Origin of the sequence: Nitrosopumilus sp. b2 (assembly GCF_014078535.1) — an archaeon.
GTDB lineage: Archaea > Thermoproteota > Nitrososphaeria > Nitrososphaerales > Nitrosopumilaceae > Nitrosopumilus > Nitrosopumilus piranensis.
The window spans coordinates 241,745-253,950 of record NZ_MU078702.1; the positions used below are offsets into that span (position 1 = coordinate 241,745).

At 32.0% G+C, this 12,206-nt stretch carries 15 protein-coding genes and 1 tRNA gene; 10 read left to right on the top strand and 6 right to left on the bottom strand.

Translation table 11 applies throughout. The features are described from left to right. Nucleotides 1–6 precede the first annotated feature (6 nt). Nucleotides 7–1,263 carry a hydroxymethylglutaryl-CoA reductase, degradative gene (locus C6989_RS01405; RefSeq protein ID WP_182126173.1) on the bottom strand — a complete coding sequence of 419 codons (1,257 nt, stop codon included), beginning with the start codon at nt 1,261–1,263 and terminating at the stop codon, nt 7–9. A gap of 1 nt (nt 1,264) precedes the next feature. Beyond that, entirely contained in the window at nt 1,265–2,356 is a 1,092-nt protein-coding gene (locus C6989_RS01410; protein WP_182126174.1) for a PQQ-dependent sugar dehydrogenase, read from the bottom strand. Nucleotides 2,357–2,439: 83 nt separating this feature from the next. Here C6989_RS01410 and C6989_RS01415 point away from each other — a divergent pair. The 5 genes from C6989_RS01415 to C6989_RS01435 all read left to right on the top strand — a co-directional run bounded on the left by C6989_RS01415 (nt 2,440) and on the right by C6989_RS01435 (nt 5,275). After that, a tRNA-Met gene (locus C6989_RS01415) sits at nt 2,440–2,529 on the top strand. 106 nt (nt 2,530–2,635) lie between these two features. Further along, the gene (locus C6989_RS01420) at nt 2,636–3,118 is read left to right on the top strand and encodes a hypothetical protein (RefSeq protein WP_182126175.1); all 483 of its coding nucleotides are present in this window, start codon (nt 2,636–2,638) and stop codon (nt 3,116–3,118) included. Next, nucleotides 3,102–3,686 carry an LbetaH domain-containing protein gene (locus tag C6989_RS01425; protein ID WP_182126176.1) on the top strand — a complete coding sequence of 195 codons (585 nt, stop codon included), beginning with the start codon at nt 3,102–3,104 and terminating at the stop codon, nt 3,684–3,686. Before C6989_RS01420 ends, C6989_RS01425 begins: the two co-directional genes overlap by 17 nt. Further along, nucleotides 3,676–4,431, top strand: coding sequence for an amidohydrolase family protein (locus C6989_RS01430; protein ID WP_182126177.1), 756 nt, complete (start codon nt 3,676–3,678; stop codon nt 4,429–4,431). Before C6989_RS01425 ends, C6989_RS01430 begins: the two co-directional genes overlap by 11 nt. 19 nt (nt 4,432–4,450) lie before the next feature. Continuing rightward, nucleotides 4,451–5,275, top strand: a complete 825-nt coding sequence (locus tag C6989_RS01435) for a glycosyltransferase family A protein (RefSeq protein WP_182126178.1) — start codon at nt 4,451–4,453, stop codon at nt 5,273–5,275. Here C6989_RS01435 and C6989_RS01440 read toward each other — a convergent pair. Both C6989_RS01440 and tes read right to left on the bottom strand, forming a co-directional pair. Beyond that, nucleotides 5,267–6,469: an asparagine synthase-related protein gene (locus tag C6989_RS01440; protein ID WP_182126179.1), complete on the bottom strand. Its 1,203-nt coding sequence runs from the start codon at nt 6,467–6,469 to the stop codon at nt 5,267–5,269. The two genes, C6989_RS01435 and C6989_RS01440, sit on opposite strands and share 9 nt — an antisense overlap. A 99-nt stretch (nt 6,470–6,568) precedes the next feature. Then, the gene (tes, locus tag C6989_RS01445; protein ID WP_182126581.1) at nt 6,569–8,233 is read right to left on the bottom strand and encodes a tetraether lipid synthase Tes; all 1,665 of its coding nucleotides are present in this window, start codon (nt 8,231–8,233) and stop codon (nt 6,569–6,571) included. Between the two features lie 116 nt (nt 8,234–8,349). Here tes and C6989_RS01450 point away from each other — a divergent pair, with 116 nt between their 5' ends. The 3 genes from C6989_RS01450 to C6989_RS01460 are packed head-to-tail and all read left to right on the top strand — an operon-like array spanning nt 8,350 to nt 9,782. Beyond that, complete coding sequence (locus C6989_RS01450) at nt 8,350–9,117, top strand: TrmB family transcriptional regulator (RefSeq protein ID WP_148702353.1); 768 nt, start codon at nt 8,350–8,352, stop codon at nt 9,115–9,117. A gap of 2 nt (nt 9,118–9,119) precedes the next feature. Further along, complete coding sequence (locus tag C6989_RS01455; RefSeq protein ID WP_148702354.1) at nt 9,120–9,578, top strand: metal-dependent transcriptional regulator; 459 nt, start codon at nt 9,120–9,122, stop codon at nt 9,576–9,578. A 39-nt stretch (nt 9,579–9,617) separates the two neighbouring features. Next, nucleotides 9,618–9,782, top strand: coding sequence for a hypothetical protein (locus C6989_RS01460; RefSeq protein ID WP_182126180.1), 165 nt, complete (start codon nt 9,618–9,620; stop codon nt 9,780–9,782). Between the two features lie 3 nt (nt 9,783–9,785). On the opposite strand, the gene C6989_RS01465 is transcribed toward C6989_RS01460, so the two are convergent. Continuing rightward, the gene (locus tag C6989_RS01465) at nt 9,786–10,205 is read right to left on the bottom strand and encodes a secondary thiamine-phosphate synthase enzyme YjbQ (protein WP_148702355.1); all 420 of its coding nucleotides are present in this window, start codon (nt 10,203–10,205) and stop codon (nt 9,786–9,788) included. A gap of 170 nt (nt 10,206–10,375) precedes the next feature. Between C6989_RS01465 and C6989_RS01470 the strand changes: the two genes are divergently transcribed. Continuing rightward, nucleotides 10,376–10,789 carry a hypothetical protein gene (locus C6989_RS01470; protein ID WP_148702356.1) on the top strand — a complete coding sequence of 138 codons (414 nt, stop codon included), beginning with the start codon at nt 10,376–10,378 and terminating at the stop codon, nt 10,787–10,789. Nucleotides 10,790–10,821: 32 nt separating this feature from the next. Then, nucleotides 10,822–11,871 (top strand): mRNA surveillance protein pelota, encoded by a 1,050-nt coding sequence (locus C6989_RS01475; protein WP_182126181.1) that lies wholly within the window; start codon nt 10,822–10,824, stop codon nt 11,869–11,871. Here the strand turns inward: C6989_RS01475 and cutA are convergent. Then, nucleotides 11,868–12,179 carry a divalent cation tolerance protein CutA gene (gene cutA / locus C6989_RS01480; RefSeq protein ID WP_148702358.1) on the bottom strand — a complete coding sequence of 104 codons (312 nt, stop codon included), beginning with the start codon at nt 12,177–12,179 and terminating at the stop codon, nt 11,868–11,870. The genes C6989_RS01475 and cutA overlap by 4 nt on opposite strands. Nucleotides 12,180–12,206: the final 27 nt, after the last annotated feature.

Genomic DNA, 12,206 nt, shown 5'->3' on the forward strand with positions numbered 1-12,206 from the left:
ACGTCATTAATTTTGTTCAAGCAACTCTTTTGCTCTATTTACTGAAATGTTATTTTCTTCAATCATCTTAGAAACTATCTTATCAATCTGCTCAGTGGTGGCACCTGCGGCAGATGCTAGATTTCTTGCATGCAGTCTCATGTGTCCTTTCTGAATTCCATCAGTTGCAAGTGCTCTCATTGCACTAAAGTTCTGAGCCAATCCTGTTGCAGTAATTATACATGCCATCTCTTTTGCAGATTCTACACCTAGAATTTTTGTGCATATTTTTGCAATAGGATGAACATTAATGATCCCACCAACAATTCCAACAGATAATGGAATTTCCAAAGTTCCAACAAGATTTCCATCAGAATCTTTTTGCCATTCAGACAATGAACGATATTGTCCAGAGCGTGCAGCATAGGCATTTGCTGCAGCCTCGATTGCACGACTATCTTGTCCAGTAGCATTAGATACTGCAATAATTCCATTCATGATTCCTTTGTTGTGAGTTACTGCCCTATACACATCATGTTTTGCAAATTGATATGCATGAATCATATTATCTACAACTTCTTCTCCACCAATTGATTCTTTATCAAAGATAACAGTTGCCTTTACCATACGTCTTGTAGAATAGTTAGATAATATTCTAAGAAGTGTTTTTCCCCCAGTTAATTTTTCAATTAATGGTGCAACACCTTCACACATAGTATTGGTCACATTTGCGCCCATTGCATCACCTACATCAATTAATAGTTCAACTATTAACATTGGTTCAAAATCTGTATCAAGTTTTTTGCAGATGATTTCTTTTGCTCCTTTTTCCATCTTAGAAAGAGTATTGCTTTTTGAATTAGCTATTTCTAGAATCTCTTGAGTGTTTTCCATAATTTTAGAAATAGCATTATCAATATCTGTACATAAAACTTGAATCTGCCCTATACTGTAAGATTCATCAGATGTTACTGCAAATCCACCTTTAGGTCTTGCAAGCTTGGCTGCTTTTGATGCTGCTGCAATCACAGAAGGTTCTTCAATCACCATAGGAACAAGGTAATCCTTATTGTTGATTTTGAAATTAGTTGCAACACCTAATGGAAGCGAAAATATTCCAAATGCATTTTCTACCATCTTATCTGCTTTGTCAAATGTAATTCCACCATAAGGTAACTCAAGTGATTTAATGTCATCGTCTGATAGATTTGCAAAATTTTTGATAACATCTAGTCTTTCTTTTCTTGATTTTTCAAAAAATTTTGGAATTGATGAATCAGGCATTTTACTTTAATATCCTCAATAATTTATCATCATTAGCATCTGGAAAACCTTTTCCATCAGTGTTAGAGGTAATCACGTAAAGATATCCATCGGGTCCCTGAACCACATCACGAACACGTCCAATTCCACTAAGTATGGATTTTTGAGAACTTAGTCCTTCTTCAAAATCTACCTGATACAAATTTGATGCCCTCATTGATGCCATAATGAATGGAAATTCAAAATCAAATTTGTCACCAGTGTAAAATAAAATTCCCCCAGGTTCTATACTTGGATCATAACAGAGAAGAGCATTTTCAAAATTAGTACCGCCTGAACATTGCTGTTCAGGCCAACCATAATTTTTACCTGCTAAAATTACATTAATTTCATCATTTTTTTCAGGTCCAAATTCTGCAACATACAAGTTTCCATTATCATCCCACGTCATTCCTTGAGGATTTCTGTGCCCTAATGAATAAACAGGGGAATTTGAAAATGGGTTATCTTCGGGAATGGAACCGTCATCATTTAGTCTTAAAATTTTTCCAGACAAGGAGTTAATATCTTGTGGCAAATGTGAGGAATCAGATACAGTACCAGTTCCTACGTACAATTTTTCATCAGGTCCAAATTTGATAAATCCTCCATTTGTAAAAGAAGAACCAGGTATTTTGTCAAAAATTGTTTCTGCATCTTTAAGTTTATTTTCAGATTCAGTTATTCGTAATATTTTATTCCATAAATTTCCATTTTCTTCATAAGTCAAAAATACATAGAGATAATGATTCTCTGAAAAATTTGGATGTAGTGTAATTCCCAATAGCCCTCCATCAAAGACATTAGCTGAACGTAATGCAGCAAGAGGAGATTCTAATTGTTTATCATTTTCAATAACTCTAATGAAACCATCTTTTTCTGTTACAAAAATTCGATTATCAGATACTGCAATAGAACGAGGTTTATCCAGATTTTCTGCTAAAATTATTACTGAATCACTCTTAGAATTAGAATTGGGTTCGGGTAATGGAATAGGATCAGATGGAGATGCTAAAACAAATATTGAAAATACAACAGCAATAACAACTACTGCAACTGAAATTTTTTTATCCATGGAAATTCAAGTTTTTCAATTCATATTAATTACTTTCAAGAATTCAATAAAGCGTATATACGGCTCGTGTTAATTTCTGGATTAGCGGGGTGGGGAAGCCAGACTATTTAGGGCTAGGTCATCCCGGCGGGCTCATAACCCGCAGTTCAGTAGTTCAAATCTACTCCCCGCTATCTGTAAATTTAGTTATTTTCTGAGATGTGTTTTCAAATTTTTAGCTAAAATTAATGAAATAATAGAGTAATTCAAATAATAGTTTTAGGCGTAAGTTATGAGTTATTGTCCAAATTCAGGGTTTCAAATAAACTGCCTTTCAGATCTTGGTATTATTTTAGAATAGGTTGGTCTACATATTTTGCATTTATTTTTGCAGCTATCAATACAATTACAGTTACGTATTATTTAGCAATTGAAAATATTCCAGCATTAAAATATGCGTTTCCATCATTTTCTACATATGCAATCACTGTTGCAATAATTGGGATACCACTACTAGTAACATTAGGATATGCACATTTCAAAAAAAGTCAGAGTTTCAAATCAGAGACAGACATTTTAGCTGAAAGTAATCCATATTATTTCAAACTGCCACCAGGATGGCATAAGGATGTATTATTTCCATTGAATCTATTATTATCACAAATGATTCTTAAAATTGCAACTAATGAAAAACCGTCTAGTGAAGAATTGGAAGAATTAAAGAACATTCAAAAATTAATTCAGAAATTAATCGATGGTGAAATGGTTGGAAAAAACAAATAGAATTTCAGAGTCAGTTCAAATCGGAAAAAATGTGAAAATTGGCGATTTTGTTACCATAGATGAAAATGTCATTATTGGAGATGATACAATAATTGAAAATGGTGCAAAGATATATGAAAATTGCAAAATTGGAAAACAATCAGTCATTGGGTCAAATTCAGTACTACGACCATCAACAATTATTGGAAACAATACGATTTTTGGAACATGTTCTGTTTCAGAAGGGGAAAATAAGATTGGAAACGAAACTACAATTCATGCACAGTGTCACATAACAAAAGATGTAATTATTGGAAATCATTGTTTTATAGCTCCATTTTTTATTGCCTCAAATACTCTAAAAATTTCATCAGGTACTCACGGTACAGCAAAAAAGAATCAAGGTAAGAGACTAAAAACAATCATTGAAGATTATGTTAGGATTGGAATATGTGTATCAATGACCCCAGGTCATACCATAGGACATCATTCTGAAATATATCAAAATTGTTTGATAACAAAAAATATTCCACCACACAGCATAATTAAAGCAGGAAAAGATCAGATAGGAAGGGAAATTGGAAAATAGAAAAGTTTGTGATGTTCATGTTCATTTGGGCAGGTCAAATGGGATTAATCATACATTACATTTAGATCAGATAGATAATTTCATTGAAAAATTTGGTATAGAAAAATTAATGCTATTTCCATTTGAATTAGATACTAGCGAGAGTAATGAAAAAATAAAAAAATTAACTAAAATCAATAACAGAATTCATGGATTGTATTGGATACAAAAAAAACAGATTGAAACAGATGTAAAAAATTTAAATCAAAATATTGGAGATGGTTATGAAGGCGTAAAGTTTCATGGAACATATGAAGATTTACCAGTAAGTGATGACATATACAGACCAATTCTTGAAGTTCTAAATGATAAAGAAGCAATACTTTTAGTTCATACTGGTAGATTCAAAGATGGAGACATTTCATCAAACACATCTTATTTACATGCAGTAAATGTAGCAAAAAAATATTCCAAAATCAAAGTAATTCTAGCACATATGGGTGGAAATGATACATCTATAGTTAAAAATGCACTTGATGCATCAAAAAATATAAAAAATATTTGGTTTGAAACATCTGGGATTACAACACCATTTAGAATTGAGATGGCAGTAGAAAAAATAGGTGCTGAAAGAATTTTGTTTGGAAGTGACGCACCGTGGTGTAGTTTTAGATCAATATTTTATGGTGTTGAAGATTCATTGTTAGATGAAAAAATAAAAAATCAAATTTTTTATGAGAATTTCATGAATTTATTGAATATCTGATGTATTTTGGTAAGAGTCTATGGCTGATTATTATTGCTTTTTTCCTGTAAGAGATGGTGAAAAAACGATCAATGATGTTATGAATAGTTTGTTTGAACAAACACTACCTCCAAAGAAAATCATTGTGACAGAAGACGGTTCAACTGATAAAACATCAGAAATTTTAGAAGAATTTGAGAAAGATTTCCCAGATATTTTAAAAGTTATTCATACAGGAAACAAAACAAGAGATTTTCGTAGAATTCCTAAATTATGGAATATGTGTTTAACAAAAGAGTGTGATTATCATATGATTGGGGCAGGAGATTGTATTTTTGAATCCAATTATGCAGAAAAAATCATCAAGAAAATGGAAGAGAATCCCAAGTTAGTTATTTGTTCAGGAGATTTTGGTGAAAAAAAATCAAAGACGCCACATGGAGCAGGAAGATTTGTTAGACAATCTTTTTTCTTTTCAAATTATGATGAATATCCTGAGATAATTGGGTATGAATCAGAGATAATTAACAGAGCATTAATGCAGAACTTTAAAACGAAGATTTTTCATGATGCATATTTTGAACATGTTGATAAGTTAGGACACAGCCATAATTTTTCAGAATTTGGACAAGGAATGAAGGCATTAGGATATCATCCTCTGTATGTAATGGCAAGGTGTTTCCTAGCATTCGTGGGAAGAGGGAATATAAATCGAAAAGGAGCACTAAACATGTTTTGGAAATATGTAACTTATCGTCCAGAAAAATCAGGGTATTATTCTCAATTTCCAAAAAAGACTAGAGATGAAATAAAAAATCATCAATGGAAAATGATCAAAAACTATTTTACAAAAAGATTACAATAAAGTATAATCAGAGTCTATTTCTTTAGTAATAAACAATCTATACCAAATCTCAAAAGATAATACCGAAAGAAGTTTGTTAATGTATCGAATATCATTGGAATTTGCTTTTTCTATTGAAGTTATAATCCAAGATTCATTGATGTAGTTTTCTTTAGATACATGAGAATTTTTCAGATAGATTTGGGTTATTTTATTTCCATAATTTTTCCAAAAGCTGATCAAATCAGGACTAAATCCTCGTTTTGAATTATTAATTGAAATTTTTTTATTTTGTGAGATTTTTCTCAGTATTAGTTTTCCTTGATTTGTTTTAAGATTATATTTTTTTTCGGGAGATATCTTACATGAAAATTTTATAATTTCATCATCAAGAATGGGAGAAATTCCTATAATTCCAAAATGTGAGTGAATTTTATCTAATGCAGGAACCCAGTCATGCATCAATTTTCCAGCATAATCAGCAAAAAATACCTGTTCAATTGGAGTTAGTGAGTTATCAAAATATTTTTGAAAGTTTTGATAAATTTTCTCCCATGAAAATCCTACTTTGGTACCAAACATCTGATTTTGATCTTGTACCCAATCTCTATTATGACAATTCAGGTATTGTTTAGTTTTTTCTATCCAGGTACTTTTATTATAAAAAGAATTTAGAAAATTTTCATATCTAAAAACATATCCACCAAATAATTCATCACCACCATCACCAGTAAATAATACCGAAGAATGGTTTTTTGCTTCTTCTGCTAAAAAGTACCAATAGTAATGCCATTTTGGTTCTTTTATAATTGAAATTTGTTTAGGGAGATTATTTAGAAAGTTTTCTAAATGAATTTGTTTAAAATCACAATTTTGAATTCTTGAAATTTCTTTAGCTGCATTTACTTCTTCGTCATTTTCTTCAAATCCTGCACTGATACAAGTAATTTTAAGTTCAGGAAATAATTCTCGAATTAAAGTTAGAATTAATACAGAATCAATTCCGCTACTAAGTGCCAAAGTAATTCGATTTTGAGATAACGATTTAATGTAGTTAGAAATTGAATTTTTTAAAAGATTCTCAACTATTAAAACATCATTTTCTCTAGATTTTAATAAAAAATCATCATATCCAATTTTTAATAATTTACTTTTTGAATTAGGATTATATCTCAGAGTTAAAATATTTCTTAATGATTCAATATCAACTGACAATACAAACAATTGTTAATTTGATATGTACAAAAGTATTCTGAGAAAATTACAATATTATTAAATCAAAATTCAAATTTTAAGATAAGATGTATTGAAAATTTACATTGTTGCTTGTGCTGCGTCATGGAACATCTGACTCTTTGCACAACCAGCAGCAAGTTCATCACCTGCTCCACGTCTCATAAGACCTCTGTATAGACCGTCTTCGAGCTTCACACCTTCTCTTTCTTCCCATTCTTCAACAGTGATAGAGTATTTCTTTTGTATTCTGTCTCTATACCATTCAGGGATTACATTAAATGCACAAAATGGAACAATTCTAAGGTCAGGAGTAACATAGTGAATATCACATCTTTGTAGTCTTTCCAAGTCTTCGTTGTATTTGTCTTGGAAGTGCATCATACCAAGGAATAATCCTTTAACATGCCAAGAACCAACTGAATCAAATGATCTCTTCATCAAGATGTTACCGAACATTTTTGCCAAGTCTAATCCGGCTGGTTGTTTCTTTGAATCAACAAATCCTTTGAGTTTTCTGACAACTTCAAGCATTGTAAAATACTTGTTTTTACCAGAACGAATCTCTTCTGCTTTATCTTCAAACAATTCCAACATTCCTTGAATGTCACAGAATTTGGTTAATGGAACAAACTTCTTTGTTTCTTCATCCTCAAAGATGTATGTTCCTGCACCACAAGCAAAGTGAATAGATAATTCGTATTTTGGTTTGCTTGAGAATGCTTCAATTACATTTGTTAGTGGCATACAACTTGGTACTGGGAACCAATCATCAATAGTTACCTCACCATTTGTTTGCTCTTCAATTCTTTGAATACAATCAGGAACTGTAATTCTGTATTTTTCACGTTCAGTCTTACCCATTCTACCAGTAAGTGATACTGGTTGGAAGTTTACAGCGTGAACCACATCCATATTCTTTTGAGCATATCGAATAATTCCACCTAGTTCATGATCATTAATTGATTTGATTACTGTTGGAACAAATACTACAGTAGTTCCAGTCTTTCTGCAACTATCAAGTGCATATGGGATTTCCCAGTGATTCTTTGGGTTTGTTCTTGCAGTTACACCATCAAATGAAAGATACAAATTGTTACATCCAGCAAGCCTTACTTCACGTGCTGCCTCTGGATCCATTGCATGTCTAATACCGTTAGTGTTCATCTGAATATGATCAACACCTTCTTCTTTCATAATTTTGATAACATCAGCAATATCATCTCTAAGCATTGGCTCACCACCAGTAATTTGCATAGAGTTTCCTGGAATTGGTCTTTCTGCTCTTAGAGTCTTCATCATTCCTCTGATTTGAGTATGATCTGGTTCATACATGTAAGCACCTTCTAGACCCTTCTTTACATAAAAGAAACAATACCAACATGTCAAGTCACATCTGTTAGTTACAATCATGTTTGCAAGTCCACTATGAGACAAATGGTTTGAACATAATCCACAGTTATTTGGACAAGAACATTTGTCAATCATTACATTTGGAGCATGAGCACCTTTGCCATCCATCCAGTAAGTACTAAATTTCTTGTATAATTCGTAAGAACCAAAGTATAATTCCTCACATTCACCATGAGTTGGACAAACTTTGGACATGAATACTTTGTTGTCTCTCTCAAAGACTTCTGCATCCAAAATCATGTTACAATCGGGACAGATACTTTGAGTGAATCTGATAGTAGATTTTTTACCTAGATTTTTAGTGGTTTGATTAGATATCTGAATTAGAGCCATGCCTACATTGGGCATTTTTCCGAAATGGTATATAATGCATTTCATACTTGGCCTCGGGTGGAATTTAGGAACCAGGCATACGTGATTTAAATATCAAAACTAATCGACTAGATCGCATGAGTATATCTGATAAGACAAGAAAGGCATTAGAAAAAATTGGTCTAACAAGTTATGAGATCAGAACATTTTCTGTATTACTAAAATCAGGGGAATTAACAGCATCAGAGCTTAGTCAAAAATCAGGAGTGCCATATTCAAAAATTTATGAAGTTCTAGGAACACTAGAGGAGAAAGGTTGGATTGGAACAGATGATTCCAGACCAACAAAGTATTTTGCAAAATCACCATCAACAGGGTTAGAAACTACAAAACAGAAAATGGAAAATGATTTTTCACAAAATCAGAGTGTTATTCTAAATGAGCTCGTTCCATTATATGAAAAAAGTGGAACTAGTGAAAAACCAGACATTTGGGTATTATCAGGTGCAGTAAACATTGCAGCAAAAATTCTAGAAATGGTTGAAACTTGTAGAAATGAAGTCATGATTGCATTACCTGAAGCTGGAGAAGAATTAGTTAAACAGGCATTACCAAAATTAAGATCACTTCATGATAAAGGAGTAGAGATCACTATTCTTACATCAGATAAAATGGATAAAGAATCCATCAAAGCAATTAAACGAGTTGCTACAGTTAAAGTCAAGAAAGGTTTGTTTGGAGGAGGTATAATTTCAGATAAAAAATATGTTGTAATTTTATTAGGTCCTGAAATTGCGGGTGAGAATTCCTCAGATGTAGTTGCAATTTGGGCAGATCATGCAGGATTAGCTGGATTTGCACGTCAATATTTTGAATATTTATTAAAAGATTCAAAGAAGGTGTAAGTATGGATGGATTAAATGATGAAGAGACTCTATTTGTAGGAACAGCTGAAGCTGAACATGTAGAGATGTATCTTAAAGCAATTTGGCATATCAAAGAAAGAGGAGAAGAAGTCAAAATTAGTACAATTGCAAAAATGCTCAATGTAAGGCAACCAAGTGTTGTTCAAATGTTAAAGAAGCTAAACAGTAAGAATTTGGTCACTTACAACAAGGCAGGAGTAAAACTTACAGGAGAGGGTCAGGCTATTGGATCTAGTATGATGAGAAATAGTAGACTACTAGAAGTTCTAATGGATAGTGCACTCAAAGTTGATATCGATGAAGAAATGGTATGTGGAATTGAACATCATATGAACAAACAATTTACAGATGCATTATGTACAATGCTTAAACATCCAAGAAAATGTCCACATGATCACGACATTCCAGTTGGAGAATGTTGTAAATCAGATTCAGGATAATATCCCAAAAGATATATCATCTTAGAAAATATACCAATCATGGCATGTTTTTGTGGATGTGAAACATATCAAAAAAATGATGATGGTTTTAAAATTGCATGTGTAAAGTGTGGACATGGACCTCAAAATCATGATGAAGAATTCAGAGCTGCGGCAAGAAAGAACGAATCACAAAGTCAAAAACGTGATGCAGATTTTGGATAGAACTTATTTACCAATTATTTTTACTAAAACTCTTTTTGGTCGTTTTCCATCAAATTCACCATAGAATATTTGTTCCCAAGGACCAAAATCTAATTGGCCATTAGTAATTGCAATTACTACCTCTCTTCCCATCACTTGACGTTTTAGATGAGCATCTGCATTATCTTCTCCAGTGTCATTGTGTTTGTATTGATCAACTGGAGCATGAGGAGCTAATTCTTCTAACCACTTTTCATAATCATGAAGTAATCCACCTTCATTGTCATTGATAAAAACACTTGCAGTAATATGCATCGCATTAACAAGGCATAAACCTTCTTTGACCTTGCTTTCGTTAACTAATTTTCTTATGTCAGGAGTGATATTAACAAAGCCTCTACGTGATTGAACATTAAAGGTTAGATATTCAGTTAACGAATTCATAATTTTTCTAGGTTAATCATCAATTAAAATCATAGGCAGGCTCAGAACTCAAGATCCTCATCATCATTTCAAAGGGATAGGTTCATCACCACCTGCAAGGCATATTTGAGGAGATTCCTATTGAGTCTTTCAAGAAGCTTGATAAATGGCCATTAGATTATTCATTCAAAATGGTTGCAATTGACACTCCAGCATCAGTGGAAAGTTTTAGAAGATTTATCATCTCAAGTACATGCAAATCTTATGCCCCAAGAAGTTATTTAGAAGACTCTGAAGTATTTGCTGAAAGAGAAGATAGTCTAGGTGCAATTTATGTAGAAGCAGCTGATAAAGTAACTTTAAAAAAAATTAGAGACATTACATTTGTTAATGCTAGAGATATTCTAGGAATTATTTATAATTCAAAAAGTGGCAATACATCTCTAAAATGGCGTCAATTAAAGAGAAATCATGGCAAGGTTACTGGAGAGGCATCTGCAAATTCATTAACAAATTTAGCCGAGTCAGGAGTTCTAACTTTGGATTGGGTTGAAAGTTATCTAAAGAAAAAATCTGAAGAAAAAACTAACGAAGTAACAAACTAAACTCTTTTCTCTTTGTAGACTAGAATAACAATATGATTACAAAGAAAATTGATGAGAATTTAATTTCTGTCATTCCAGAAGATTCAGATGATCTTTTGAATCTACGTAGAATAATTAAAGAAAATGACAAAATTATTGGTGATACAACCAGAGTACTAAAGCAAGATAAAGACTATTCAAGACCTGACAAAGGAGAGAGAATTAAAGTTAGAATTGCATTAACCGTAGAAAAGATTTCATTAGATAATGTGTTAGATAGATTAAGAGTTGGAGGAACGATTTCTGAATCAAGTAATGAGTCAGTACCTCATGGGAGTCATCATTCATTTATTTTAAAAATTAATGATGGAATTACAATATCAAAGAAAAAGTGGTTACCATTTGAAAAAAATCTTTTAGAATCAAGTAATAATCAAATTGGTTTTGTGCTTGTAGCAATAGACACAGGAGATAGTGGAATTGCAAGACTAAGAGGAACACATTTGGAATTTATGCCAAATATCTATTCAGGCTCAGGTGGAAAGAGATACAAAACTAATTTCAACATTGAAAAATTCTTTGAGCAAGTACAACAAGCAGTTTCAACTATTCTAAAAGAAAGAGATACAATAGTGGTTTTTGGACCAGGTGAAACGAAGAAAAGATTTGCAAATTTTATTCAAAAATCTCAAAATCTACAAAAATTCAAAGTACATGTTATAGAAGGGATAGATTCTGGAGGAGAAGATGGAATTTACACATTTACAAAATCCAATATAATGAAAGAGATCATGTCAGATAGTAAACTAGCAAAAGTATCTTCAATTATTGATAAAGTCATGCTCCTTGCAAATAAAAAAAGTAAGAAATTCACTATGGGTTTTGATGAGACATTTAATGCAAATCAAATGGGCGCAGTTGAATCCCTTGTTTTTTCAGATAAAGCAATTCAAGATGATGAACAGAAAATGATAGATTTTCTAAACGATGTTGAAAGTAAGGGAGTGAAAATGTATAGTGTCGACTCATCTACAGATATTGGTCTAAGAGTAACGGGATTAGGAGGAATTATTTCCTTATTACGATATTCAATAGAATCTTAATTTGTTGATTCTATCAGCCAATCAAGATAGGGCTTGTTTATTGAAGTTACATCAATTTCAGCAATTTCAGGAACATCATATGGATGAGTTTCCTTAATTTTTTCTTTGAGTAATTTTTTGTTTTTTGATGTAGTTTTAAAGATAGCAATGTATTCAGAGGCATTTTCAATTTTTTGATTCCAAGAATAGATCGAAGAAATTTTAGAAATATTAACACATGCCACTATCTTATTTTTTACAAACACTTTTGCAATTTTTGTAATTGATTTTTTATCAGGATATGTTGAGATTATCACTGCTGGTTTCATAGTAACCGATAAATGTACGTACCTTAA